Origin of the sequence: Desulfospira joergensenii DSM 10085 (assembly GCF_000420085.1) — a bacterium.
Classification (GTDB): Bacteria; Desulfobacterota; Desulfobacteria; order Desulfobacterales; family Desulfobacteraceae; genus Desulfospira; species Desulfospira joergensenii.
Window position 1 is genome coordinate 835,451 of record NZ_ATUG01000002.1, and the last position, 25,420, is coordinate 860,870.

A 25,420-nucleotide genomic window follows, 5' to 3' on the forward strand; every position below is an offset into this window, starting at 1 on the left:
TAAAGAATCATAAGCCTGCCTGGAGCCTGCAGGCCAGGGGCAATTCCGGCGGCCGGGGGACAAACCGCTGACAAGGGGAGGGCACCATGTGCGGCATTGTAGTATATTACGGGGACGCTGAAAATCGGCTGACAAGGGTTCTCACCGGCATGTGGGCTATTATTTACCGGGCCCCGGACAGCACGGGCATCGGGATGCTGGGAAGCAGGCTGGAACCGATCCGGATTCGCAGGGAACTGGGCTCGGTTGAGAACCTTATCGAGCGGCTCATGGCAGACCCTCTGTTTGAAGAGGAAGAGAGCCGGGAACTGGCAGTCATGGGCAGCGGTCCGGGCCGGGACGACCGGGTCGCCAAAGGGCAGCAGAGGCTGCTTACCTATGAAGGATTTTCCTTTCCTTTAAAGCCCCTGCATCCCCGGTGGTGTGAACTGACGGACACGGATTCCCTGTTCATCCTGGAGCCGGGATCCCCGGGGAGTCCCCGGATGGAAAAGACATTTGATATTGATTCCCCAAAGGCTTTAAAGAACCTTATCGACCACCTGGTCACGGTCTATGATCTTCCCCTGGCCGTGGTGGAAAAATTGATCAAAAAGGGATTTGAAACCCGGATCGACGTCAGCCGGGAATCCGGCCCGCTGCCGGTGGCCCCCACTGATCTCTTTCATGAGTTCGACCAGATTTTTCACCGGTTTGCTTATGATGAAGGGCCGGCCGAGACCAGAGTCAGAAAGAACGGGCCCAAGAATCCCCTGGCCAGAAAATCTGCCTGGCAGCTCCTGCGAACGGTATCCGTTACTCTGCCGGCGGATTATACCGTCGACGGCATTGCCAACCTGTTCCGGTATCTGGATTCCTGGGTGCTGATTGATCCCTCCCCGGATACTGCCGATCAGATCCAGCTGATTTTCGAGAATTTTTGGACTTTGCACAACAGCAGGCCCCCGGGGAAATGGCAGACTCTTTTCCAGACCGAAAAAAATTTTAATGTTTACGGTCTGGCTGCGGCAGCAGTCCTGGCATATTTCCAGACAAAAGTCTATATGAAGAATACCGTCCAAGCCGATGAGACCGGGTATCTACCCCGGGGCCACGTGCCCGGCCCCACCCATCCGGATCTGCTCAGGTTCATGGCCCAGCCGGTGATCGGACAGGGACGATGGGCCATCCAGTCGGCCATTTCCGTGAAAAACGCCCACCCCTTCCTGGACGGGAAAAAGGAGCGGGCCGTGGTGCTCAACGGGCAGTTTGACTCGGATGTGGAAACCCGGATCCAGGATTATCTTACCCGGGTGGCAGGATTTTCCCTCAGGACCACCAATTCCACGGAATTGTTTGCCATGCTCTGGGGATACTATTTTGATACGGCCTCCGGGGAAAACCGCCGGTACAAGATCATTGAAGAACAGCACCGTCTGGGCCTGGAGGATATTTCAAGCTGCAGCCAGTCCATCGACTACACTATCTTTAAGAACCTGAGCGGAAAGAGCCTCCAGGATATTGATGAAATGGCCTTTATCCAGGCGGTGGAGGCCATGATCCCTTCCGGCGGGCAGTTTGCCGTATCCGGAATCAGCCGTATTTCCCCGGACCGGCTCTTTGTGGCGGCCCACAGACGGCCGATCTATATTGTCAAACGGCGGGAGACCAGCGATTTTATGGTAGTATCGGATATCAACGCTGCCCTGGGACTCTTTCCCCAGACCCTGATCCAGGAGACCCGGGTGAGACTGGGGAAGTTGATGAAAACCTATTCCAAAAAATCCGTGATCGTGGAATCCGATTTTTTCGATAAGGGAGAGGATACCCAGGAGGCCTGGTTCAGGCGGGAGAAGATGAGCCTTCTCAAACCTTTTCTGGTAGATATCTTTGCCCTGGACCAGGAGCGGATCTTTGCAAAGATCCAGACGGAATCCGGTAAAGACGGGGTTGCCCGGAGCCTTTCCATTCGTGATTTTTCCGGTAAAGTCAGGAAGGATATCCGGCCCGATCAGACCGTTCTGACCCCGGTCTCCTTTCAAAAAGACTTTGGCCGCACCTTTTACGAGGAACATCTGCTGGAGATCCCCGGCCTGTTTGCCGACGGACTGAACCGATATACAGATCCCTTTTCCGGTCTTCCCCGGTTTGATGTCAAACGCCGCTTCATTGAGCGGCGGTTCGGCCGGTCTCTGGAAACCCTGAACCGGATTATCCTGGTCAGTACGGGATTCAGCTACCTGCTGTCGGAGATCGTTGAAAAAAATATGGAGCAATTCTTTACGGGGATCAACATCGTTGTGACCACACCCCTGGACATCAGCGAGACCGGGATCAATCCGGACCGGGATCTGGTGGTTATGATTTCCTGGTCCGGCACCACCTCGGACATGATTGACTGTGCATCCCTGCTGCTCAAAAAAAATATTCTCATGGTGGGAATTACGGAAAAACCCTTTTCCGACCTGGCCCTGGTGACCCGGAAAAGCGCCGGCGTCATACCGGTTCTCTGCGGGGAAGAGGTCACGGTGGCTCCTTTGAAGAGTGCCGTCTGCCTGCTGTTGACCACGGAACTTTTTTGCCTTTATCTGTGCGGGGCCACGCCGGGCAAAACCGAAACCATATCCGGCCTGGTGGGGGAGATGAAGGAGATCCCGGAACATCTGCAGACCCTGCTCATGGATGACGGAGTGCTCGACTTTTGCAGGAACGCGGCCCCGCGGTTCCAGAACACCCGTGTCCATACCATTGTGGATGCCTTTCATGATTCGGGCGCCGGCAAGGCAGGAGCCCTGAACCTGGAGCTCAACGCCTGGACGTCCATGGGCAATGCAGTGGATTATTCTGAAATGGATGAATTCATGGCCGCTCCCGTGGCTGAGGATGATATGATCCTGGTCAATGCCACCACCCAGCGGAGGCTGGAAGAGGCGGTCCGGTTCATGGAAACCCTTCACAAGGCCGGCCGGCAGTTCCTGGCGGTCAGCTTCTCCAACCGGGAGCAGGAAGAGATTGAAAAGATTGCAGACATGAGCGTGAGCCTGCCCAAACTGCCCGATCATTTCCAGCCCTTTGTGGATCTAACCTTTATGTTTTTGTTCGGCTTTTATTTTGGCCTGGCCCATGGCCGACTGGCCGGTGAAATGCCGAGAAATATGGCCAAATCCGTGACCGCCGGAAGGACCAAGAACCGGCTGGGTCTGTCCCCCTCGGATGTTCTGGACGACATGGCCCAAAAGGCGGCTGCCCTGGATCTGCCGCCTCTGTCCGGCCCGGCCTCTTCCCTCTGCTGGATCGATCAGGCCGGGAAGGGAACGGAAAAAGAGTATTACAATGACCTGGTGGTCCTGGGACAGGCCTTTCATGAGCCGGATCCTTTTTCATCGGTTTTTTCAAACCGCGACACCCAGTTGATGTCAAAGGTTTCCCGACTGATTTTCCACCACCTGGCAGAGGACGGGATCATGATCTTTGTGCCCCTGGACAAAGAGGCAGAGGCCGGGTGCAGGAATTTTATCCGGCTTTGGGATCCCTTTCTTTCCATTCCCCTCCAGGTGGAGTTCCCTGAGAAAATCAAGGGGGTGAGTACCGAGGACAGCCTGATGGTGGCCGTGGCATCCCAGCCGCCGGCAGAGGAGCGGCTGGCAATTATCTCGGCCCACTCCCATGAAAACCTGCTCTGGATCGGTCCTGAAACCAATGGGCCTTCCATCCGGCCCTTTGCCTGTTCCCTGGGGGCCTGGTTCCTGGCCCGACCGGATTTGACCTGTTGCCACGAACATCTGTACACGGCCCTGACCCTGTTTTTCTCCCGGGTCATGGCCCTTGAATTCCCCGGGCGTTCAAAGGGGATGGAGGAGCATTTCAAACTGATGCTGCCGCAGCTTTGCGCCGTCCTGGACAATGCCGCCCTGCGGCAGAGGATCCACAGGGCCATCCTTGAAAATCTTCAATATGATAAACAGCTTTTTGTTTCCGGTTTTCAGGGCAATTGCACCTCCTGGCAGACCGGATTCGGCCGGGGCAATCCCAGGGGGGTGGAAAGTGAATCCTTTGGGATATGCGCCTATCACCACCTCGTTATGGTGGATCCCAGGGTGGGAAAAAAGTTCGTGAACATCGGGCTGCGGGAAGCCATGCTGGCGGTCTATCCGGAAAAAGAGATCCTGGCCTGGGAACACCGCTACCTGACAGGGACCACCATGGATGACTTTTTAAAGAACCCTTCAATGCCCATTCAGCAGGATTCGGTGCTTCCCTTCTACATTGACGATCAATGGTATCTGCCGGTTCTCAGGCCCGGGTATGATGCCGGCCAGGACTGCCTGGTAATCCTGGATGCCACCAGCGAATCCCAGTTTGATGCGGCCCTGGACGATCTGGCCACATTCGGCAGCCGGTATGCCCGGATCATCGTTATCACCCAGCAGGGATTTGCCCGGGATGCCCGGTTGGCCAACCTGAAAAAATATCCTCTCAGCCATATCCTTCTGCTGCCGGGGATACCTGAAAAATCAGGGGCTCCGGGGATTATCTCCGATTTTCTGCTCCCCGTGATGGTGAATCTTGTGGGGTCTGCCATGAAATTCATGGCAGACCCCGGGAAGGCAAAATCGTGATTTAGAGGGCCGGGATCGCCTGCTTTGCCTGTTCTGTCTTTTGAATATCATGGGATGCCAGCAGGGCCCGGGTTTTTTCGTTACACCGGGCAAGCAGATCCTTTTTCCCGTTTTTCTCCCATATCTCAAACCGGGCACGGTCCATGAGGTCGGGTAAAAAATGGGCTTGCCTGAAATGGGCAAAGGTATGGGGTTCGCTCAGGAAGATGGCATTATCCGCACTCCTGGAGACCCGGTCGATAACGTCAAGGGCAAGGGTCTGTTCGTTGACGGGGATGCCCCCGGCAAAATATTTGGCCATCCCCACCAGTTCGTCGGCCATGGTCAGCATTTCCAGGGAAGAGGTGTGGCCGGATTCAATGTATCCCACGTCATGGATTACATTGCAGCGGGAGAGCAGGGAGGTCACAATGGACAGCATGGCCTCGGCACCGGCCTGGGCATCCAGGATCTTGGCGTCCGTGGCTCCGGCAAAGGACCAGATGGGGATCTGGTAGAGTTCGTCCCGCATGTCGGCAAAGGCCGCCTGGGTCAGGCTCCACTCCGTACACCCGTAGGAGACCACCGTATATTTCATGTCCAGGACAGATACGTTGGGGGCAAATAAAAACGGGGCCCCCTCATGGGTCAATTGATGAACGACCAGGCCTACCAGGTTCTCGGCAATCCCCTGGGCCATGGCACCGGCGAGGGTCACAGGACCGCCGCCGCCGGCGTTGCATCCCGAAGGCAGACAGATGGGGATCTCTTTTTCAGCGCAGAAGACCAGCTTTTCCATGACGTTTTCAGGGTAGTGCAGGGGACTGATGGCCTCGGAGTAATTGAACAGAAAGGGTTTTTTTCTTAAATTTTCTTCTCCGCCGGCGACAGTACAGGCGATTTCATGGATCTGCCGGATGTCCCTGCCGGAGTCTGCAATGAAACAGATGGGCTTGTTGCTGTTTTGGACCATCTCTTCAAAGACCCGGATATAAATGTCCCGGATCTCCACATCTTCCGGATTTCCCATGGACATGGAAAAGTCCATGTTGGGGAGGGCATCCACCAGCCGGGCGAAATTCCCGGTATCGTTCAGGAGGGTGCGCCGCCTTTTACCGGTCTCAAGGTCAATGGTGAAGATCGTGTCCGAACCGGTACCGAAGAAAAAGTTCTCCCCTTCCAGGGGCATGGTCAGGTTCCCGTTCTGGTCGTATATGTTGATGGTTTTGGGTGCGGACAGGAGGGCCTTTTCGATCAGGGATTCGGGCATGGTCACCCGGTTTTCTCTGTCCATGCTGCATCCGTTATCCAACAGCAGTTCCAGAACACCGTCATGTTCCATGCAGAATCCTGTGGTGTCGAGGATTTTTACGGCTGCATCGTGGATGGCCAGGGCCTGTTTTTTATTGAATACCTTAAGTCTGGGTTGGAAAGTCGGTATATTCTCTAGCATGAATTCTCCTCTTTTTACGGTTTATTCCACCTGGGCGATGACCTCGTCGGAAATCCTTCCCTGTTTTTTACCGATTACGGCGTAATAATTGAGGGGAGTCCCATCCAGGCAGAGACGGTGCTGGTAGTGTTTCCGGTCACAGATCTCCATGAGACCTGATTCTTCCATGTGGTCGATGAGTCTTGAAAATCCGGAGGAATGATCTTTCAGCAGGAATTCATCCTTGATATTAAAGGCGATCCAGCCGTCATCGGCAATGAGGTTATACCCTTTGGCAAAGGCTTCCGGCGGGATGTCGTCAAATCCCAGGGCCGCTACAATGGACATGCAGTTTGGTTTTTTCCGGGTGATTTCCTTTTTCACCTTCTGGGGCAGGTCGGTGAGATCTTCCACGTAGTATGCGTCGTAGACTCCCGGGCGGTCCCGGTGGGCTGCATCGGCTGCTTCCTCGATAATATCCACCCCCAGTACCGTGTCCACTCCCATGTCGACCAGTTCCTCTCCCACCATGCCGTTGCCCGCGCCTATGTCCAGAGCCACCAGTTCTTCGGGGCTGGCATTGGATTCGCCCAGGGCGTCTTCTAAAAGTCCGCAGACCACCTTGGGGGACTGGCAGGCCAGGGTATCATAAAACAGGTTCTCGTAAAGACCGGGGATTTTATAAATTTCAGAGTAGTCATGGGTAACCAGTTCCCTGGTTTTCCCTTTGTAGGTAACGATGATTTTTTCTTTTCCCTGATCTGCTTTCTCTACTTTTGGTAAAACAAATGAAAAATTCTCCATATTTTTTCTCCTGGGTGCTGGGTGGCCATTCAAATAAGATCCCGGCGGCCGTTGGGACAGAACAATATCGGCAGTCGGGGTGGCCAGATGTTAAGTTTGAGTTAGAAAATTACTAGCATAATATTTATGTATTGAAATATTTTGTATTCAAAAGATTTCAATGCATAAATATCTAATGAAAAGATTTTTGTCAAGGCCGGGATTCAGACGAAGAAAACTTCCAGCTTCCGGGGGTTGGTTCTCTCAACGGTTGCCGGGGAAGCCCCGGCTATACCAAGGGAAGTTCGGGCTATATCAATGGATGGGCATTCCCGGGCTTATGAAGGGTTGTGTGCTAAAAAAGAATATAGGGATGCGTTGGCGGTTTCCGGAAAGAAGAACCGGATGGATGACAAAATGAAATTTTAAGGGCTTAAATATCCACGTTGGGGCCGGCCAGCCCCTCTTCAGGGTGCATGACATGTTTGGGCGGATGGGTGGTCGTGGAAGAAGGATTGGCCTGGCCCAGCATATCCACCAGCAGTTCCAGTCCCCAGAGAATCATGGAAACGTCCTCTTTTTTCATGTTTTCCAGTTTTGCAATGAACTGGTGGTGGATGGGGGTCGGGGCGTTCTCAAGGAATTTGAGGCCCTCCTCGGTGATTTCAACATGAATCTGGCGCCGGTCCTTGCTGATCCGGACTCGCTGGACCAGTTTCCGGGTTTCCAGGCGGTCGATGATGCCGGTAACCGTGCTGTTGTTGATGAAAACGATTTTGGTAAGGGCGCCGATGGCGATGGGCCCGTGGTTGGCCACCTCCTTGAGGCAGATCAACTGGGGAAGAGTGGTTTTGTATTTTTCCTGAAGCTGTTTGGAATGCCGGGACATTTCCTGGATAATCTGTCTCAGGCGCATCATGATCTGCATGCTGATGTTTTCTTCCATGGTTCAAAGCCTTATCTGCTGTTTTCATCCGAATCGGGCATAGTATAGCGGAAAAACAATCTGGCTGGCAAGGCTATTTCCCAAAACCCGGATGGGTTCGTATCCTGGAGGGCTGCCCGGTAGAGAAATCCAAAAAGGAGCGGCTCCCCATACAAAAGGAGAGAATCAAAAGAGTAGCCCGGAGCCTGGGATGAAGTGACAACCCCGGGGACATAAAGGATCTTCAGAAGATGCCACCCGTCCCGGCCCGGGCACATGATTTTGACCGGGCCGGGGAGGATCTGTTTCAGGATGTCAGGAAAAATTATTCCACCGTGGCAATCAAATCGCCTTCATCCACTTCATCCCCTGCTTTGGCGTTAAGGGCTTTTACCTTGCCGGAACAGGGAGCGTAAACCGGGGTTTCCATTTTCATGGTTTCGATGACCAGGATCTCATCTCCCTCTTCAAGGGTGGTGCCGGCTTCAATGTCCAGCCGAACGATCTTTCCGGGAACGGGTGCGGTAATTTCTTCAGACATAAGAGTATCTCCTTATCAGTTGTAAAATAGTTACTATATTGGTTCAGGTAAGCAGGGTGAGAAAAATTCCTGCGGCAATGACCGTGCCGATCACCCCTGCCACATTGGGCCCCATGGCATACATGATGAGATAGTTGCTCTTATCGGCTTCCATGCCCACCTTGTGGACCACCCGGGCAGCCATGGGGACGGCGGAAACACCGGCCGCTCCAAGCAGGGGATTGATCTTGTCCTTTGTAAAAAGATTCATGGTCTTGGCCAGGAGTATTCCTGCGGCCGTGCTGATCATAAAGGCAAACAGACCCAGGAAAAAGAGAAAAAGCACCCTGGGCTGCAAAAAAACCTCCGCATTCATGGTGGCGCCCAGGGGAAGCCCCAGGAAAATGGTCACGATATTCATCAGTTCATTCTGGGCGGCGTTCTTTAACCGTTCCACGACACCGGCCTCCTTAAAGAGGTTGCCCAGCATGAACATGGCGATCAAAGGGGCGGATGCCGGTACCAGGAGAATGATCAAAAGGCTTGAGACGATGGGGAAAAGCAGTTTCTCTCTCTTGGAGATCTTCCGGCTTTTTTTCATTTTGATTTTGCGTTCTGCCGATGTGGTCATCAGCTTCATGATGGGCGGCTGGATAATGGGTACCATGGCCATATAGGAGTAGGCCGCCACGGCACAGGCCCCCAGCAGATGGGGGGAGAGTTTTGAGGCAAGAAAGATGGTGGTGGGGCCGTCCGCTCCTCCGATAATGCCGATGGTGGCGGATTCGGCCAGGTTGAATCCCATGGCATGGGCGGCAAAAAAGGTCACGTAAACCCCTGCCTGGGCACCGGCGCCCAGGAAAATCAACCTGGGATTGGCCAGAAGGGGACCGAAGTCGGTAAAGGCCCCTATCCCCAGGAAGATCACCGGGGGAATAATCTCCCAGTGAATTCCGTATTGATAAAACTTCCACAGCAGGCCGTGCTCCGGCTCCATGAGCCCGCTTAAAGGGAGGTTTGCCAGGAGAATGCCGAAGCCGATGGGCAGCAGCAGCAGGGGTTCATACTCTTTTTTGATGGCCAGGGTTATCAGGATAAGACCGATTCCCCACATGATGATCATGCCCGGGGTCAGGTGAACAAAACCGGTTGTCTGGATCAGCTTGAGCAGAGGCTCCGTCATTTGGGATTCTCCTTTGAAGTTTGGGTCAGCATGCCGGTGACTCCGGCCGTGATTCTTATGGAAAGATAGATTACCGCCATACCTAAGAATACGCCGCTGATTCCTCCGATAAATACAACACCCGCAGACATATGTGATGACCTCCTTGATCCGGAACTATGTTATGGGCTGCCTTGGTGGCAATGCCGGCAACCCCCGTATTAAACAGGGATTTGAATATAAAATCAAGATTTCCCTGTCCATGGGCTTTTTATTTACAAATAAAAATATTTGATTAAATATTTAATCATATTTATCCTTTTTAAAGCTCTTTTTTACTGATGTCAATGCTTAGTTTGTTTATAGACCCGGTTTTTTCCCAACCGGAAACCAAGGTTTTGATTCCCTTGAGAAAGGCTTTTTTATTGAAACTTGCTTTTTAATGGAGTAATGGTTCTAACTTGCAGAGCAGACGATCTTCTACCCCCGGAAACCCGGGAAAAACAGGGAGGGACCAATGAATCACAGAACCATTGCCGTTCACGGCGGCACATTAAGAGACCGGGCCACAGGCGGAATCAATACCCCCATTTACACTTCATCTGCCTATGCGTATATGGACCGGGAAGAGAATCTTTATCCCCGATATTCCAACACCCCCAACCAGAGGGCTGTGGAGGGAAAAATCGCAGCCCTGGAGCACGGCCAGACCGCCCTGGTGTTTTCTTCGGGCATGGGGGCCATGTCCTGCTCCATCCTGGCCCATGCCGGGGCCGGGGACCATGTGGTCATGCTGGACGCCCTGTATGGGGGAACCCACCATTTTGCCACGGAGTGGTTCGCCCATTTCGGTATTGAATGCACCTTCACCAAAACCCGTGCCGAGGATGTGATTGAAGGGGTGACTCCCGCGACCCGGGTCATTGTCATTGAGTCTCCCACCAACCCCCTGCTTGAGGTGGTGGATATCCGGAAGATAGCTGAATTTGCCAGGGGAAAAGGCATTACCACCATCATCGACAATACCTTTGCCACCCCGGTGAACCAGACTCCCCTGGACCTGGGCATTGATGTGGTGGTCCACAGCGGGACCAAATACCTGGGAGGCCATTCTGATATGTGCTGCGGGGCCGTGGTCAGCTCCAAGGAAAAAATGGAGAAGATCATCAGCCTGGCCAGGGTTTTGGGACCCTGCCTGGATCCGCGGCTCTGTTACCTTCTGGAGAGGAGCATGAAAACCCTGGGCCTGCGGGTGCGCGCCCAGACGGAAAATGCCCTTGCCCTTGCCCGGTTCTTATCGGAGCATCCGGCCGTGGACCGGGTGTTTTATCCCGGACTGGAGACTGTCCCGGGCCATGAGATCGCCAAAAACCAGATGAGCGGGTTCGGGGCCATGCTTTCCTTTGAACTCAGGGACAGGGATCCGGATCCTTTTCTCAGGAAACTGAAGATCATTGCGCCGGCCATCAGCCTGGGCGGGCTGGAAACCACCGTATGCGCGCCCTGCGTCACCTCCCACGCCAAGATGACAAAAGCGGAACGGGAGAGAATCGGAGTCCGGGACAGCCTGCTGCGCCTTTCCGTGGGATCTGAAGACATGGAAGACCTGGTGGAAGACCTGGGCCGGGCCCTGGAATAAAAAAAGAGAGCCGGAGCCGGACCGGAACCTTGATGGCCCGGCGCCTAGGTTGCGGATCTTCAGGTGAGAATGATTCCCGGCGCCCCTTTTTTGACCTCCCCGATGATCCGGGCAGGGTCCACCCCGTTTTTTCTAAGATTCGACACCAGATCCGGAGCCTGCTCTCCGGGCAGGGAAAAGACAAGCCCCCCGGAGGTCTGGGGGTCAAAGACCAGTCCCTCGCTTTCGCGGGTCAAGGAACGCCGGATTTCAAGGCGGTGGGATTTGACCATGTCCTGGTTGGGCCGGTTAGAACCTGTGGTTTCTCCCCTGGCGTACATGTCCCGGGCATGGGGATATATGGGGAACCGGTCGAATTCCACGATAAATTCATGGCCCGACCCATTGGCCATTTCCATGAGGTGGCCCAGGATACCGAATCCGGTGACATCGGTGCAGGCATGGATGTCAAAGGCCAGGGCCTGTTCCAGGGCAGATCTGTTCAGGGCCGCGATTAAGGGCAGGACATCGGCCTCAAGCTCCTTGAACGGGAGTTTGCCCGATCGTACCCCGTTGAACAGAACCCCGGATCCCAGGGGCTTGGTCAGCACCAGTGCATCCCCGGGCCGGGCCCCGGAATTGGATAAAATTTTATCCGGGTGAACCACCCCGTTGACACAGAGGCCGTATTTGGGTTCTTCATCATCCACGGAATGTCCCCCGGCCAGGACGGCACCGGCTTCTAAAACCTTGTCATTTCCCCCCTTGAGGATTTCCCGCAGGATTCCCGGATCCAGGATTTTGGAGGGAAACATGACCACATTCAAAGCGGTCAGGGGGCGCCCGCCCATGGAATAGATATCTGAGATGGAATTGGCCGCAGCCACCTGTCCGAACCAATAGGGATCATCCACAGGCGGGGTGATAAAATCAATGGTGTTGATCATGGCCAGGTCCGGGGCCACCCGGTATACGGCGGCATCATCCGAGGTGTCGTATCCCACCAGAAGATCCCTGTCCAAAGGGGTTGGGAATCCTTTTAAGGTGTCCGCCAGAACCTGGGGACCGATTTTAGCCGCTCAACCGCAGGTCCTGGCAAGACCGGTAAGGGTTTTCTTTTTAAATAGTCTCAATGTTTTCTCCAGAAGGTTGGTCTGGTAAGAAATTATACCCCCAACCTCTTTTTCGATCAATGGGTCTTATATTTTAGCGGCTTGGATCCGGTTGAACCGGTCAGAAACTTCAGGCCCGGGCAAAGGTCAGGATGGCCAGAACGGCCAGGGCCACCCCGGTCCAGTTTGTCCCTGAGAGCCTTTCCCTGAAAAGGAGGGCGGCCAGGAAAATGGAGAGACAGACAATGCCGATGCTGTTGAGCCCGAAGAGGATGGAGGCATCAAAAAGCCCCCGGTCCAGGGTGCGGATCAAAAAGTAGATGGAACCGAAATTGACGCTTCCCAGGACCAGGCCGGATAAGAGGATCTCCGGCTTAAAAAAGATCTTTGGGGGAACTTTTTGGACAAGGCAGATCCCAAGGCCCGTGACAAAGGCGAAAAAAAAGGATGTCCCGGTAAAGGCGGCCGGATCCCCGTCAAGGAGATAGTTCTGCTGGACCAGTTTTAACAGGGCGTCCAGGAGCCCGGCACCTGTAAAGAGGACAAGGGGCAGGAAAAGATACCGCCGGTCCGCTTTTTTGTCCGGGGTTTTGACCACGATGAGTGCCAGGGCGGTCATTCCCATGACAATCCCGAAACATTTCAAAGGAGTGAACCCTTCCTGGAAATAAAGAATCGAAAAGAGCATGGGGATGACCACGGACATCTTGGTGGCGATGGTGGTGACGGCAATGCCGGCCTTCTGGGTGGAAAGGCCGATGATAAAGAAGAGACCGATGAGGAGCATGCCCGTGAGGGCGGACATGAAGAACCAGGAGGGGATACCGGCCGGGGCCGTGATGCCCCGGCCCTGGTTCAGGATCAGCCCCAGGCCTGCAGCGGTCATATAGTTGATCATGATGGGCAGGAGCAGCCGGATTTTCCGCCTTTCCAGAACCTTGAACAGGATCAGGATGGAGGTGGAGCAGGCGATGCTCAAGAAGAGATGGATCATTCCCCTTACGCCGTCAGTTTCCTGGCAAATTCAACGGCCCTTTCCTTTACCGAGGAATCCATGGCAGCCGGGGTTGTGCATCCGCCGACAAAGAGTTCTCCGGCATGGACGGCCTTGTGATATTTCTGCATCCGGCCGAAAGCGGTAAAGGCGCCTTCCGCATTGTTGTCCCAGGGGCCGGCTCCCGTGACCAGCAGGGCCTGGCGCTGACCCTCCACCAGGGAGGCGTGGTCCGGGGTGTTGGCATTGGTGTAGAGGCTGTAGGTCCGGTCAATGACCGCCTTGAGCTGGGCATTCACTCCCCAGAAGTAGAGGGGGGAGGAAAAGACCACGGCCTGGGCATGGATCATTTTTCCCAGGATTTCCGGGGCATCGTCCTTTTGGGCACAGCCGATCTTATCGGGAATGTCCTTGCATTTGGCGCATCCCATGCATCCCTTGAGCGTTTTGGAGTGCAGGTATACGGTTTCCACCTCATGGCCGCTGGATTTTAATTCTTCTTCCACCCAGCCTAAAACTTTTGCGGTATTGCCTTTTTTTTTGGCACCGCCCTGGAGCAGGAGTACTTTCATTTGGATCTCCGTCTATGGGTTAATTCTGATAGGCAATATTAGAGGAAAATTTTAGGTTGTCAATACGCAGGGGAAATATCCCGGGGAATATAAAGAGAGGGCATGGGGTTGGCGGAAGGTGACCGGCTCAGCCCCTTGCCCCCGGAATTTTTCTTAAAGGGTGCGGCTGTCCAGCCCCAACCCCTTGCGTTTCTCTTCAATATGGTTGATCAGGAAAAGGGCAGCTTTTTCAGGATCCGGTTCAACGGCGAAACCGGCTCCCACCACATCTGTAAGTCCCCGGGTCAGGAGGTTGACCACGTTCAGGGAGCCGGTGATGGGGGGCATGGGGCCCAGATGGGTGGTAATGCCCGAAGCCACACAATAGACCCCGATGGTTACGGCCTTTTCCGAGTACCATTCCGGAGCGGACCCGGCCACGGGCAGGTCGCTGATGTCCACGCCCAGTGCATTGGCCAGGGCAGAGACCAGGACCAGGATCCTCACGTTGTCCACGCAGGACCCCAGATGGAGGACCGGCGGGATTCCAAGGGCCTTGCAGATCTCTTTGAGGCCGGGACCGGCCATGTCAGCGGCCGAGGCAAGCTTGAACCCGGCCTTGGCATTGGCCACGGATACGCATCCCGTATCCACCACCAGGATATCCTTTTCAATGAGCTTGCGGGTCAGGGTCACATGGCCGTGGTCATGTTTGATTTTGGGATTGTTGCATCCCACAATGCCCACGGCCCCCCGGATCTTGCCGGCCTTGATGGCGTCGATGAGGGGCTCGGCAGTTCCGCCCAGGGCCTGGATAATGGTCTCAACGGAAAATCCGCCCACAGCCTCCTGGGGCTCCACCGGGATCATCACCTCTTTCCGGTTCGTGAAATTCTCAACTGCGGTTTTCACCAGGGCCATGGCTTTTTTTTCAGCATTTTCCGGATGAAACTCATGGTGTTCCATGCCGGGGAACTTTGCCTTGTCCGAGGTGGAGACCATCCGGGTATGATAGCAGGAGGCCACCTTGCCGATGGAGGGCATGATGCACTGGTAATCCACGATCATCATGTCCACGGCCCCGGTGGTGAGGATGAGTTCGGTCATGAGATGGTTTCCGGCCATGGCAATCCCCCGCCTCATGAGAAGCTCGTTGCCGGTGCAGCAGACCCCGGCCAGGTTGATTCCAAAAGCCCCCTTGGCCTTGGCAAGATCGAGCATCTCCTCGGACATACAGGCCTTGGACACCATTTCCGACACCACGGGGTTATGGCCGTGGACCACGATGTTGACCTGGTCTTTTTTAAGTACCCCGGCATTGACCATGGTGGGCTTGGGGGCCGGAACCCCGAACAGGATATCCGATACCTCGGTGGCGATCATGGATCCGCCCCAGCCGTCGGACAGTGCATTGCGCAGTCCCTGGACCAGCAGGCTCTGCCAGTCGTTGTCCACGCCCATGTGGGTCCGGTGCATCATCTCCGAAGTCTCCCGGTCGATTCCCCTGGGGGTGATGCCGACCTTATCCCAGAGTTCTCTACGTTTTTCCGGAGCCCGGCTGACCAGGGTAACGGCCTTTTGCCGCATCCCGTAATCTTCCATCATGGCCCGGGCCAGATCTCCGGCAATGGCCAGGACATCTTTGCCTTCCATATCCACCCCGTACTCCCCGGCCAACTGCCGCAGCTTATCCTCGTCCCGGATTTTGTATCCCGGGGCGGTTCCTTTGGACACAGACTCCAGGACCTCCACCAGGTCCCGGCCGTGGTCCGAGTGGGAAGCAGCTCCTGCCGCAATCATCCGGCAGAGGTTCCGGGCCACGATGATGTCTGCATCTGCACCGCAGACCCCGGTCTGGGGCCCTTCGCCAAAGGGATCCACCCGGCAGGGACCCATGATGCAGATCCGGCAGCTCAGTCCCATGTCGCAGAATCCGCACTGGGGCTGCTGGGCCTCATGCCGGTGCCAGACCGTTTCTATATTGTCTTTCACCGCCTTTTCAAATAAACGGTTTCCGTCCTGGGTGACGGAAATTTCAGCTTTGGGATCAAACATGGGTGCCTCCTTCTTGGAAGAAATTATATTTTTCAGGTTTTTGATTTTTCAGGATGCCTCTGCCCTGTTCTTGATTGCCAGGGCGGCCCGTTTCATGCTTCTGTACAGGGCCACGGTTTCCGGGATCGCCGGTTTTTCCTCCCCCGATGACATGGCCCGGGCCACCTGCCGGGTCTTCTCTCCCATGGCGGCTTCCAGGTCTTTGTAAACAAGGGCTCCGGTTTTGCAGGCTTCTGCACAGGCCGGGATTTTACCCTGGGAGACCCTGAGATCGCAATTGTCACATTTGACGGCCACGGCCCTGCCCGGGGGGGCGGTTGCATCTTCATGGAACCGCAGCACTCCGTATGGGCAGGCCATGGCACAGGAGGCGCAGTTGATGCACCGGTCCGGATTGATGAGTACAGTGGCCGATGCCGGATCCCGGAATATGGCCCCGGTGAGGCAGGCCATCTGGCAGGGGGCCGGATCACAGTGGCGGCACCGGTTGGGGAATCCTTCATTATACCGGCCGGCCCCCACATGGACCCTGGACCGGGGACCCGGGGTTTCCAGGGCGGCTCCCGTCAGATCAAGGGACCTGGAATGGACCCTTGCACAGGCCAGCATGCACTGCATGCATCCCACACATCTTTCCGGATTGACAATGACTTGTTTCATCTCTTCTCCTTTATGATTGCAATAGTTTGCTGAAATCAAAATCCAGGGAAGCCAGCCCGGCCATTGGGATGGTGACCGGGACCCGGTTTTCAATCAGGGCCCGCAGGATCCCTCCCTGTTCGATCCGGTTTACCAGGATCGCCCCGGCCAGGATATTGTCCCGGAAGACCAGGCTCCGGTATATCCCTTTTGTTTCACCGCCGGTCCGGAGGATGGTAAATCCCTCCCCGGGATCTGGATTGGCCAGGCCCAGGGTCATGACATCCAGGTCAAATACCCGCATGACATTCCGGCTGAGACTGCCCGGATAGACAACCGGTCTTCCGGCCATGTTAAAGCCGGCGATTCTGCCCTGGACAGCGGCTTCCGGCCAGATGGCATTGACCCACCGGGTCTGCCGGGCAATATCAATGGATTCTGCCGTGTCCCCGGCTGCATAGATACCGGGGATTGTCGACTGGAGGTAGTCATCCACCAGGATGCCCGTATCCATGGCCATCTTTTCCCTTGAAATAAAATCCAGGGAGGGTTCCACTCCTTTCCCGGCAATGACGAGATCGCATTCAAGGCTTTCGCCGGTATCCAGGATCGCCCTTTCAACCCGGACATCACCGTCAAATGCGGCAACGCTGACCCCTGTCTTTACGATCAGACCCTGGGCCTCAAGCTCTTTTAAGATCATCCGGCCGGCAATTTCATCCACCTGCATGGCAAGGGGATAGGGCGAGGTGATGAGCATGAAGACCCGGATGGATCGTTTTAAAAGGGCATGGGCCGCCTTGAATCCCACCAGGCCTCCCCCTAAAACAAGGGCGGTCTTCACCCCCTTGGCAATGGCTTCAAGCTGGTCCAGGACATCTTTCTGGGTTCTCATGGTGAATATGTTTTCCAGCTCGGCTCCCTGGACCCGGATCTTCCTGGCATCGGCTCCCGAGGCGATGAGCAGGCGATGAAAATCGATGCCGGTTCCGTCTTCCAGCCGGACCGATTGGCTGTCCGGATCCAGGATGACAACCCGCTGGCCCAGGATGGGGGAGATCTTCAGGGTTTCGTAGATATTCCCGGGAAAAAGAGGGAGTTTTTCATGGGGCTGGGATCCGTCCAGGACATAGGAGATCATGGGGCGGCTGTAAGGAGGAACGGTCTCGTCGCTGATCATGCAGATCTCAGCCTCTGTGTCCATTTCGCGGATTGCCCCGGCCGCATGGATTCCGGCAATACCATTTCCGATAATCAGGTGTTTCATGACACCTCCTCGGGTTTTGACTTTTGCTGTTGATTTGGGGAATTGACGAATATTTAGTATGACGATATGGACCTGTTTGTCAACCCTGATTCATCAACAAGGCACCACCTGCTGGGTTGCCTTTGCTCATTCCTCCCTGCGGCGATTTTCAATACGCCTCAGTCGTTCGCCCCTCGGCGTCTTGCATCTGTTGCCTTGCGGGTGATCAGAAATGGGTATTAACCCATTATTATTTTATGTGATTCTCAAGTTCAAAAGAAGGGTTTGGGGTCGATGCAGACCCGTGAATGCAAAGAAGGATTCTCGGGAAACGGCCTTTCCCCTTCTCAGGCAAGGCACCTTCCAAATTCGGAACAGGTGCTGAACGCTTTCGAGATGTGCTCGGCTAGTGAATCCACAATGCAATTATTGGATTCCGGATTGCGCTGGAGCAGGAAAGATGCGTTGGGCAGGGGGGGGAATCCCTCTTCCGGGCTTAGTTGGCGGATTCCCGGCGGAACAATGCTTTGGCTGACGGCGGTAACGGCAAGGCCGGCGGTGACGGCAGCCTGCAGTCCCATAATACTCGGGCTGGTATAAGCGATTCTGTACTCGATTCCTGACTTTTCCAGGGAGGAGAGGACCCATTTCCGGCAGTAACAGTCGTCGGGGAAAAGGGCCAGGGGCAGCGGTGATGCTTCATGCTGGCAATGCCGTTCCGAAGTGACCCAAACCGTTTGGTCCTGCCTGAGCAGGATACCGTTCTCGATTTCAGGAGAGGGGGAGGTGACCATGGCCAGATCCAGCTTTTTTTTCTGTATCCTTTCCACAAGTCTGTTGCTCGGCTCGCAGGTGACTTGCACCTGAACCCTGGGATGGGTGCGGGAAAAACTGGCAAGAATTTCAGGCAAAAACCTGGCCGCATAGTCGTCCGGCAGTCCGATGCTCACCCATCCTTTCAGTTCCGGCCGCCTCAACAATGACAAGGCCTCTTTGTTCAGCTTTAAAATTTGCCGTGCGTAATGGAGAAGAGTGAATCCGTCGTCCGTCAGTTTTAAATTCCGGCTGTCTCTTTGAATTAAAGGCTTTTCAATCAATTCCTCGAGCCGTTTGATCTGCATGCTCACCGCCGATTGGGTCCGGGAAACCTGATCGGCAGCGACGCTGAAACTTCCACTGTCAGCAATAGTGCTAAAGGTTCTCAGCAGTTCAATGGGAATGGTGTCTGGCATGAATCTCTCCATGTATAAAAATAATTGATATTAAACATTAAAACAATTCGTTTGTTTAATCAATAATTATTTTTTATAGGAAAAGGTGTAAGTATCAAAATTTATTAAATGGAGGCCGTTATGAATATCGACGAAATCCGGATTAACGTACCGTTTGAGTGTGGGGAGAGTCATCTTTGCCAAAACCAGAATTTTATAAAAAAGATATGGGGCCGGTACAGGAAGTGGAAAAGGACCAAGGAAGATTGCCGTCTGCTTTTAGAGATGAGTGACTACTACCTCCAGGATATGGGGTTGAGCCGGGCAGACGCGGTCAGATTCAGCCGGCAAAGGGACAGCCTCTGGACGGTTATTTTTAAGAACCCAAAGGATGGGACTTGTCAGAGATAAAGATATCCCTGTTCAGCATATCCAGGTCGCTGAAGGCGGATTTCAGGGAAAACAGGATGGATAAGAGGGTGGTGAAATACTCCGTATAAAAGATGGAGAACATGATGGCGATCTGGTATTTGATGGCCGTCATGGGGATGGAACCTCCCAGGATCTGGCCGGTCATCATGCCGGGCAGGGAGACCAGGCCGATGGTGGCCATGGAGGCAAGGGTGGGGGTGACGGCTGCGGTAAAGCTCTCCTTGAAATAGGGTTTTAAGGCCTGGAGCCGGCTGTTGAACAGGCCCAGGGAAAAGAGATAGATCTTTTCATCCCGGCGGATGCCGGAATAAAACCGGCTCAATCCGACGATAACGCTTCTCAGGCAGTTTCCCAGGAGCATTCCGCCGATGGGGATCAGGTATTTTGCCTCAAAGAGATTTTCTATCCGGGCCACCGCAGCGTTGAAAAAGATCAGGATGACGGAAAAGGGAATGACCAGGGAAAAGAAGACCGGAATGAAAAATTTTTTGAGTCTGAGCCGGCTGGACCGGACAACGGACTGGCAGGCAATGGCCACCATGATCAAAAGATAGGCCGAATTGAGCCAGGGGGAGTTGAACCGGAAGAGAAATTCCAGGTAAAGGCCCACAAAACTGAGCTGGACAGACATTCGGATGACGGATGTAATGATGGTCCGGTTGATGGACAGCCCTAACCGGCGGTTCAGGACCAGGATCGGAACGAGAAAGACCAGCAGGGACAACAGGGAGAAAAGGCTGAGATCCCGGGCCCCCATGTTAGACCCACCTTTCCTTGCGGACAGGCCCGCTTTTTTCCCAGACATCGTCATGGGATACAATGAGGATGGTTTTCTCCCGGGCCAGGATAAATTCAGCCAGTTTCTTTTTCATGGCATCATCCAGGGCCGATGTGGGCTCGTCCAGAAGCCAGACCGGCCGGTCCAGGAGAAAACAGATGAGCAGGCCGATTCTCTGGCGCTCTCCTCCGGAAAGTTCCCTGACCGGCTGATCCAGGATATTGTCCTCCAGTTCCAGCAGATCCATCCATGTTTTGAAATCTTTTCGGGCCGGTTTTTCAATGGAATTGATTTCCAGGATTTCATCGATGAGCCCGGCGATGACGCCGTCTTTCAAGTCAACATCCTGGCTCAGGTAAAAGATCTTTCCCCGGATATCCCGGATATTCTCCCGGCAGATCTCAAGGCCGTTCACCCGGACCTCTCCCCGGTCAACAGATTCAAAGCCCAGAAGGATTCTGAACAGGGTGGTCTTGCCGATTCCTGACTTTCCCGTGATCAGGACCTTTTCCTTTTCGGAAATAAAAAGATCCAGGCCTGAGAAGATGGTTCTGCCCTTTTGTCTCAGATATACGGATTTAAATTTTATCATTCCTGTTGTGGCCGGATTCAAATTTTTCTGGTATCGTTCTTCCCTACGGCCGGCAATTCCGGCCCTGAATTACGAAAACAAGGCATTGTCAAAAGATAATCGCCTTTAAGAGGAAAAACAAGGAAAACCATGCTGCGAATTTTCAGTGAAGAACTGATGAACCCTAAAAATTTTGTGGTCACCCTGGAATTGGTCCCGGGCCGGGAGTCCCGGGGGAGGGATACGGACACCCTCAAGGGAATTGCCCGGGACGCCTTTGCCGACGGCCGGGTTTCCGCGGTCTCCATCACGGACAACCCGGGAGGGAATCCTTCCTTAAGCCCCGATGTACTGGGGTATGAAATATTTAAAACCGGGCTGGATGTCATCGTCCATTTTACCTGCCGGGATCTGAACCGGGTGGGCATGGAAAGCCGGGCCCTTCAACTGGCCCGCATGGGAATGAAAAATATACTGGCCCTGACCGGAGATTATTCGGGCAAAGGATTCGGGGGCCAGGGAAAACCGGTCTTTGATTTTGATTCCGTGATTCTGACGGCCATGCTCCAGCAGCTCAACCACCGGCTTTATTCCCAGGGAGATCCGGACGGGTTCTTTACGGGATCAGCCATGTCCCCCTTTAAAAACACGGAAGCCGAGACCCATGCCCAGTACCGGAAACTGGATAAAAAGCTCATGGCAGGATCCTCTTTTATCATCACCCAGCTGGGCTATGATGTGGAAAAGTTCAGGGAGTTGATGACCTATCTGGACAGCAAGCGGGAAGATCCTGCGGTCATGGCTTCGGTGTATGTACTCAATCCGGGAGCCGCCCGGATTATGAACCAGTGCCGGGTTCCCGGAGCATATGTGGGTGACGGTCTCCTCAACAGGATTTTAAAAGAATGGAAGAATCCCGGGGAAGGCCGGAAGCACTCCATAGAACGTGCCGCCAAGCTGGGCGTGATTTTAAAAGGACTGGGATACCGCGGGATTCATATCGGAGGGATCCACAAGAATTTTGAAACGGTGGGATCCATTCTGGACCGGATGGATGAAATCGAAGACTCCTGGGAAGATTATCTGGAAGAGTTCCGGACCGAGTCCGGCAGGGGATTTTACCTGTTTAATCCCCAGGTGGCCGATCCGGGTGCGCCGGCCGGGCCGGGAATCCGGGAAAGAATCACCGAGCATCTTCCCCATGCCTTTCTCCGGACATCCCATAATCTTTTCTTTGAGAAGAAGAATAAACTGGCTCCGGTATATAAAAAAGCGGCCAAGATCATGGACCGGACCGGCAAAGGCTGGGTGGTAAAGCGCCTTCTGGAAGATCCCATTAAAAAGACCCTTCTCTCCTGCCAGAGCTGCGGAGACTGCGCCATCCAGCACATCGCCTTTCTCTGCCCGGAATCGGGCTGTCCAAAGCACACCCGGAACGGGGCCTGCGGCGGGAGCCGGGACGGGTGGTGTGAGGTGAACCCGGATAAAAAATGCATCTGGGTAAGGGCCTATAAACGCCTTGATCACTGCGGTCTGGCCCAGAACCTTGCAAAGGATTTCGTGCCGCCTCGCATGTGGGAGCTGAACAAGACTTCCTCCTGGATCAACTTCCACCTGGGACGGGATCACCAGAAGAAAAAATAAGAGTCCATTCCAGGTCCATGAAAGCGTTTTGAAAAGATAGCGGGCCAGAGCCACCAGGAATCAAACCATGGAACGCTCCCTGGAAAAGATCGGAACCCGGATAAAGGAAATGGCAGGGCAGGTTGAATCCAATATCAGCTAGGAATCTTTTTAATTATAAAGGGCTTGACAAGTAATACCGATTGGTATATTATGCCTTTTATGATGAGATGAGGATCAATCCATGGGCAAGGCAGAAGAAACCAGACTATATATTATTGAACGGGCCGCTCCCATATTCAACAAGTATGGGTATGAGGGGACCAGCATGTCCCGGCTGACTGAGGCCATAAACATGACCAAGGGCGCCATATACGGCAATTTCAAAAACAAGGATGAAATCGCCCTGGCCGTGTTTGATTATAATTTTAATAAATTTCTGGACAAGGCTTCTGAAACCGTTCTCTCTAAAAAGCATGCCTGTGACAAGCTCATTGCCCTGGCCGGTTTTTATCTGGATAAATTTTCCGTAATCTCCGGGCACGGGGGATGCCCCATTCTGAATGCAGCCGTGGATTCCGACAATGCCCATTCCTTCTTGAAAAAAAAGGTGGTAAAGGTCCTGGAGATATGGATGAACAGCGTGATCCGGATCATTCAATACGGAATCAAGCATAAACAGATTCACCGGAATACAAGACCCGAACAATTTGCCTCGGTCTTTGTATCCCTGATCGAAGGCGGGCTCATGCTGTCAAAGGTAACGGGCAATACCATCCACCTGAGCCGGAACATCGACCATATTATTCACCTGGTCAATACAGAGCTGCGGATTTAATTTTTTTTAAAGTTTAATATACCGATTGGTATAAAAACAAGAATACAGATGCTTCATAAAGGACATTGCTAGGCATTTACAGGGGGAATAATGAAGATGAAAAAGCCATTTGATCCGGCAGGGCGGGAGAAATTAGACTTAGAAACCAAAGATAAGAAGGAGGCGGAGAGGATGAATTTAAAAAGTGAAAATTTGCAAAAAGAATATGAAAAAGCTGATTTTTCGACACGGGTGAATCTTTTTCTGGAGTTCCCGGATTTAAGGCCCTGGTTCATGGAAATCGAACAGGCAGAATCTCAACAGACCTCCTCTGCCGTCACCCCCGGAAAAAGGAAAGGGTACCCAGGGATCTTCACCTTTCTTTTTAAAAAAGTGAACCCTGTTTGATCCCTTTTGCAGGTTCGGAATGCCGGGGGATTTTGATCCGGGCCTCAGATGCCGGTGCAAACAGGGCAGCCCAGTCCCGGCAGAACTCCTCCTGGGGGCGGGGATCATACTCCAGGGTATATCGGCCGTCATCAGAAAGCGTCATGTGCAGGGGGGTGTTCAATATCAATTCCCTCTCCTGGGAGGTCATGACCGGGAATCCATAGGGGGTATTGATGTGTTTCATGGGACCTTTTTCCTCCACGCGCCGGGCCACGAACTGCAGATGGCGGATCAGCCGGTCGCGGATGATTTCCCGGGCCAGGGCAGGGAGGTCTTCAAGACTCCTTTTAAGGACCGTGTCAAGGCTTGGGTCTTTTTCATATCCCAGGCTGTTCCGGCCGGCAGCCATGGCGGCAGCCATGGTTGTTCCGGTTCCCAGGAAGGGATCCAGGACCCGGTCCTTTTTGACCGAGTACATATTGATGAGGCGGTAGGCCAGGGCAAAGGGAAAGGCGCCGCTTCTTTTCCGCTCGGCCTTGTCCCCCAGGGACTGAGTGGTTCCCTTGAGATCCATCCAGACATCTGAAAACCAGGTGTTCCGTTCCTCCCAGAACAGGGCGCTTTCATGGCGGATTTCCTTTTCCCTTCCTGAACGGAAAATCCGTTTTCCCCCTTTTCTTAAGATCAGGATATACTCATGCTCCAGGGTGACATAGGCCCCGGACGGAAGCATGCCCGAGCCCATGAACTTATTGGGGGCATTGGTCTGTTTCCTCCATATGATACAGGGCAGGGCTGAAAATCCAATGTCCAGGGCGGCCGACAGGATCCGGGCATGGTTGGTATAAAGACTGAATCTCTCTTTTATGGTCCTTGTGGCATCTCCGATATTGATGCAGGCAAATCCCCCGGGTCTGAGCACCCGGAAGCACTTTTCCCATACGGGGTCCAGAATCCGGTGCATGGCCTCGAATGCCTTCTGACCCTCTCCCTTTTTCAGGTTCTGTCCGATTTTGGGGTCCTGGTCCGTGAAAACCGGGTCCCACATCTCGATCATGGGATAGGGCGGAGAGGTTACGATCAGGTCCACGCTGTTTCCCGGCAGGTCCTTCATGGCCGAGGCATCTGAAAATATGGGGGTATGCTCTGTTTTCAATATTTTTCCCGTTCCTTTTATTTTACAAGCTCACTACCATGTTTGGATGCGAAAGTAAATCGTCCCCATGCAGGGGGGAAGATAAGAGAAAACAGGAAAAATATCCCGGGATTTTTAGATGAATTCGCGGCCCGGATATCCCGGTGGGCCGGGCCGCCCGGATCTTACGGACTGCATATCTTGCAGGGTTTATACCCCTTGTCCGCGGCCTGGCTGGGGGAACTGAATTTCTGGGTGCATTTCGCACTCTGGGCGAATCCGCAGTCCGGCTTGTGAAAGACAAGGGAGTCGGTATTGCCCACCAGCCGGGGGGCATCATCGTCCGGATTCGTCCGGCTATCCTCTTCTTGCCCTGCTAAGTCCGGCTCTGTGGATCCCTCTTCCGGCCCGGGAACGGAAACAGGCTCCGTGAAATCCTCTTTTGCTTCCTTGTCTGCTTTTAGATCTTCATATCCCAGGTAGACGGCCAGGCCACCGCCCAGGATGAGCAGGATGGGGATGGTGCCGGCCAGCAGACCGGCCAAGGCCGGTAAAAAAATTCCCAAACAAGGTACCCCGATAACCAGTGCCAATGCCCCGCCGATAAATGTCTTCATGGTCAGCCCCGTGAATCTGTTAAAGTATTGTTGGAAAACGCTCCTGATCTTTCTTTGTATGGCAATTCATGGGATCTTGTCAAGGCAGGGCAATCACATGCAGATTGGCCCGCCATTGGCATGGATTTTCCACTGCATTCCCACCGGCCTGTCCTTGCCGGCTCCGTCCATGGGACCTCCTTCTCCGGCATATCCCGTTCCAAACCCATGCCAATGGCCTTCTGCCCTGACA

At 54.0% G+C, this 25,420-nt stretch carries 23 protein-coding genes; 6 read left to right on the plus strand and 17 right to left on the minus strand.

Annotation, left to right across the window (positions count from 1 at the left end; translation table 11 throughout):
* Positions 1-86: 86 nt before the first annotated feature.
* Complete coding sequence (locus F608_RS0116175) at positions 87-4,598, plus strand: SIS domain-containing protein (protein ID WP_022666695.1); 4,512 nt, start codon at positions 87-89, stop codon at positions 4,596-4,598.
* 1 nt (position 4,599) lies between these two features.
* On the opposite strand, the gene F608_RS32260 is transcribed toward F608_RS0116175, so the two are convergent.
* The 6 genes from F608_RS32260 to F608_RS37160 form a co-directional block, all read right to left on the minus strand.
* Positions 4,600-6,030 (minus strand): trimethylamine methyltransferase family protein, encoded by a 1,431-nt coding sequence (locus F608_RS32260; RefSeq protein ID WP_022666696.1) that lies wholly within the window; start codon positions 6,028-6,030, stop codon positions 4,600-4,602.
* A gap of 21 nt (positions 6,031-6,051) precedes the next feature.
* Entirely contained in the window at positions 6,052-6,813 is a 762-nt protein-coding gene (locus tag F608_RS32265; protein WP_022666697.1) for a class I SAM-dependent DNA methyltransferase, read from the minus strand.
* 412 nt (positions 6,814-7,225) lie between these two features.
* Positions 7,226-7,738 carry a MarR family winged helix-turn-helix transcriptional regulator gene (locus tag F608_RS32270; protein ID WP_022666699.1) on the minus strand — a complete coding sequence of 171 codons (513 nt, stop codon included), beginning with the start codon at positions 7,736-7,738 and terminating at the stop codon, positions 7,226-7,228.
* A gap of 304 nt (positions 7,739-8,042) precedes the next feature.
* Positions 8,043-8,258 (minus strand): acyl-CoA carboxylase biotin carboxyl carrier protein subunit, encoded by a 216-nt coding sequence (locus F608_RS0116205; protein WP_022666701.1) that lies wholly within the window; start codon positions 8,256-8,258, stop codon positions 8,043-8,045.
* Positions 8,259-8,301: 43 nt separating this feature from the next.
* Positions 8,302-9,420 (minus strand): sodium ion-translocating decarboxylase subunit beta, encoded by a 1,119-nt coding sequence (locus F608_RS0116210; protein WP_022666702.1) that lies wholly within the window; start codon positions 9,418-9,420, stop codon positions 8,302-8,304.
* Entirely contained in the window at positions 9,417-9,551 is a 135-nt protein-coding gene (locus F608_RS37160) for a hypothetical protein (RefSeq protein ID WP_022666703.1), read from the minus strand. The genes F608_RS0116210 and F608_RS37160 overlap by 4 nt, the downstream gene beginning before the upstream one ends.
* A 365-nt stretch (positions 9,552-9,916) precedes the next feature.
* On the opposite strand from F608_RS37160, the gene F608_RS0116225 reads away from it, so the two are divergent.
* On the plus strand, positions 9,917-11,038 hold the full coding sequence (locus F608_RS0116225; protein ID WP_022666705.1) for a trans-sulfuration enzyme family protein: 1,122 nt from the start codon (positions 9,917-9,919) through the stop codon (positions 11,036-11,038).
* Between the two features lie 59 nt (positions 11,039-11,097).
* Here the strand turns inward: F608_RS0116225 and selD are convergent, their stop codons facing one another.
* The 7 genes from selD to F608_RS0116260 all read right to left on the minus strand — a co-directional run bounded on the left by selD (position 11,098) and on the right by F608_RS0116260 (position 18,846).
* Positions 11,098-12,150: a selenide, water dikinase SelD gene (gene selD / locus F608_RS0116230; RefSeq protein ID WP_425248203.1), complete on the minus strand. Its 1,053-nt coding sequence runs from the start codon at positions 12,148-12,150 to the stop codon at positions 11,098-11,100.
* A gap of 109 nt (positions 12,151-12,259) precedes the next feature.
* Positions 12,260-13,123 carry a hypothetical protein gene (locus tag F608_RS0116235; RefSeq protein WP_022666708.1) on the minus strand — a complete coding sequence of 288 codons (864 nt, stop codon included), beginning with the start codon at positions 13,121-13,123 and terminating at the stop codon, positions 12,260-12,262.
* 5 nt (positions 13,124-13,128) lie between these two features.
* Entirely contained in the window at positions 13,129-13,695 is a 567-nt protein-coding gene (locus tag F608_RS0116240) for a flavodoxin family protein (protein WP_022666709.1), read from the minus strand.
* Positions 13,696-13,848: 153 nt separating this feature from the next.
* Positions 13,849-15,729, minus strand: coding sequence for an anaerobic carbon-monoxide dehydrogenase catalytic subunit (gene cooS, locus F608_RS0116245; RefSeq protein WP_022666710.1), 1,881 nt, complete (start codon positions 15,727-15,729; stop codon positions 13,849-13,851).
* A gap of 48 nt (positions 15,730-15,777) precedes the next feature.
* Entirely contained in the window at positions 15,778-16,389 is a 612-nt protein-coding gene (locus F608_RS0116250) for a 4Fe-4S dicluster domain-containing protein (RefSeq protein WP_022666711.1), read from the minus strand.
* 10 nt (positions 16,390-16,399) lie between these two features.
* Positions 16,400-17,635, minus strand: a complete 1,236-nt coding sequence (locus F608_RS0116255) for an NAD(P)/FAD-dependent oxidoreductase (protein ID WP_022666712.1) — start codon at positions 17,633-17,635, stop codon at positions 16,400-16,402.
* 326 nt (positions 17,636-17,961) lie between these two features.
* Positions 17,962-18,846 (minus strand): LysR substrate-binding domain-containing protein, encoded by an 885-nt coding sequence (locus F608_RS0116260; RefSeq protein WP_022666713.1) that lies wholly within the window; start codon positions 18,844-18,846, stop codon positions 17,962-17,964.
* A 120-nt stretch (positions 18,847-18,966) separates the two neighbouring features.
* Here F608_RS0116260 and F608_RS37395 point away from each other — a divergent pair, with 120 nt between their 5' ends.
* Positions 18,967-19,236, plus strand: coding sequence for a DUF1127 domain-containing protein (locus tag F608_RS37395; protein ID WP_022666714.1), 270 nt, complete (start codon positions 18,967-18,969; stop codon positions 19,234-19,236).
* On the opposite strand, the gene F608_RS0116270 is transcribed toward F608_RS37395, so the two are convergent.
* Entirely contained in the window at positions 19,202-20,014 is an 813-nt protein-coding gene (locus tag F608_RS0116270; RefSeq protein WP_022666715.1) for an ABC transporter permease, read from the minus strand. The genes F608_RS37395 and F608_RS0116270 overlap by 35 nt on opposite strands.
* Position 20,015: 1 nt before the next feature.
* Complete coding sequence (locus F608_RS32275; protein WP_153307525.1) at positions 20,016-20,627, minus strand: ABC transporter ATP-binding protein; 612 nt, start codon at positions 20,625-20,627, stop codon at positions 20,016-20,018.
* A 129-nt stretch (positions 20,628-20,756) separates the two neighbouring features.
* Here F608_RS32275 and F608_RS0116280 point away from each other — a divergent pair, with 129 nt between their 5' ends.
* From F608_RS0116280 to F608_RS0116290, 3 genes are all read left to right on the plus strand, one after another.
* Complete coding sequence (locus F608_RS0116280) at positions 20,757-22,250, plus strand: methylenetetrahydrofolate reductase C-terminal domain-containing protein (protein WP_022666717.1); 1,494 nt, start codon at positions 20,757-20,759, stop codon at positions 22,248-22,250.
* Positions 22,251-22,473: 223 nt separating this feature from the next.
* Positions 22,474-23,067 carry a TetR/AcrR family transcriptional regulator gene (locus F608_RS0116285; protein WP_027362827.1) on the plus strand — a complete coding sequence of 198 codons (594 nt, stop codon included), beginning with the start codon at positions 22,474-22,476 and terminating at the stop codon, positions 23,065-23,067.
* A gap of 171 nt (positions 23,068-23,238) precedes the next feature.
* Positions 23,239-23,454: a hypothetical protein gene (locus F608_RS0116290; RefSeq protein WP_153307526.1), complete on the plus strand. Its 216-nt coding sequence runs from the start codon at positions 23,239-23,241 to the stop codon at positions 23,452-23,454.
* On the opposite strand, the gene F608_RS32280 is transcribed toward F608_RS0116290, so the two are convergent.
* The gene (locus F608_RS32280; protein ID WP_022666719.1) at positions 23,432-24,592 is read right to left on the minus strand and encodes a DNA-methyltransferase; all 1,161 of its coding nucleotides are present in this window, start codon (positions 24,590-24,592) and stop codon (positions 23,432-23,434) included. The two genes, F608_RS0116290 and F608_RS32280, sit on opposite strands and share 23 nt — an antisense overlap.
* 164 nt (positions 24,593-24,756) lie before the next feature.
* Complete coding sequence (locus F608_RS32285; protein ID WP_022666720.1) at positions 24,757-25,188, minus strand: Ada metal-binding domain-containing protein; 432 nt, start codon at positions 25,186-25,188, stop codon at positions 24,757-24,759.
* Positions 25,189-25,420 lie beyond the last annotated feature (232 nt).

Bases quoted from the DNA above. Each gene is read 5' to 3' on its own strand.
- F608_RS0116175 (WP_022666695.1), top strand. From the start codon at position 87: ATGTGCGGCATTGTAGTATATTACGGGGACGCTGAAAATCGGCTGACA.
- F608_RS32260 (WP_022666696.1), bottom strand. From the start codon at position 6,030: ATGCTAGAGAATATACCGACTTTCCAACCCAGACTTAAGGTATTCAAT.
- F608_RS32265 (WP_022666697.1), bottom strand. From the start codon at position 6,813: ATGGAGAATTTTTCATTTGTTTTACCAAAAGTAGAGAAAGCAGATCAG.
- F608_RS32270 (WP_022666699.1), bottom strand. From the start codon at position 7,738: ATGGAAGAAAACATCAGCATGCAGATCATGATGCGCCTGAGACAGATT.
- F608_RS0116205 (WP_022666701.1), bottom strand. From the start codon at position 8,258: ATGTCTGAAGAAATTACCGCACCCGTTCCCGGAAAGATCGTTCGGCTG.
- F608_RS0116210 (WP_022666702.1), bottom strand. From the start codon at position 9,420: ATGACGGAGCCTCTGCTCAAGCTGATCCAGACAACCGGTTTTGTTCAC.
- F608_RS37160 (WP_022666703.1), bottom strand. From the start codon at position 9,551: ATGTCTGCGGGTGTTGTATTTATCGGAGGAATCAGCGGCGTATTCTTA.
- F608_RS0116225 (WP_022666705.1), top strand. From the start codon at position 9,917: ATGAATCACAGAACCATTGCCGTTCACGGCGGCACATTAAGAGACCGG.
- F608_RS0116235 (WP_022666708.1), bottom strand. From the start codon at position 13,123: ATGATCCATCTCTTCTTGAGCATCGCCTGCTCCACCTCCATCCTGATC.
- F608_RS0116240 (WP_022666709.1), bottom strand. From the start codon at position 13,695: ATGAAAGTACTCCTGCTCCAGGGCGGTGCCAAAAAAAAAGGCAATACC.
- cooS (WP_022666710.1), bottom strand. From the start codon at position 15,729: ATGTTTGATCCCAAAGCTGAAATTTCCGTCACCCAGGACGGAAACCGT.
- F608_RS0116250 (WP_022666711.1), bottom strand. From the start codon at position 16,389: ATGAAACAAGTCATTGTCAATCCGGAAAGATGTGTGGGATGCATGCAG.
- F608_RS0116255 (WP_022666712.1), bottom strand. From the start codon at position 17,635: ATGAAACACCTGATTATCGGAAATGGTATTGCCGGAATCCATGCGGCC.
- F608_RS0116260 (WP_022666713.1), bottom strand. From the start codon at position 18,846: ATGCCAGACACCATTCCCATTGAACTGCTGAGAACCTTTAGCACTATT.
- F608_RS37395 (WP_022666714.1), top strand. From the start codon at position 18,967: ATGAATATCGACGAAATCCGGATTAACGTACCGTTTGAGTGTGGGGAG.
- F608_RS0116270 (WP_022666715.1), bottom strand. From the start codon at position 20,014: ATGGGGGCCCGGGATCTCAGCCTTTTCTCCCTGTTGTCCCTGCTGGTC.
- F608_RS32275 (WP_153307525.1), bottom strand. From the start codon at position 20,627: ATGATAAAATTTAAATCCGTATATCTGAGACAAAAGGGCAGAACCATC.
- F608_RS0116280 (WP_022666717.1), top strand. From the start codon at position 20,757: ATGCTGCGAATTTTCAGTGAAGAACTGATGAACCCTAAAAATTTTGTG.
- F608_RS0116285 (WP_027362827.1), top strand. From the start codon at position 22,474: ATGGGCAAGGCAGAAGAAACCAGACTATATATTATTGAACGGGCCGCT.
- F608_RS0116290 (WP_153307526.1), top strand. From the start codon at position 23,239: ATGAATTTAAAAAGTGAAAATTTGCAAAAAGAATATGAAAAAGCTGAT.
- F608_RS32285 (WP_022666720.1), bottom strand. From the start codon at position 25,188: ATGAAGACATTTATCGGCGGGGCATTGGCACTGGTTATCGGGGTACCT.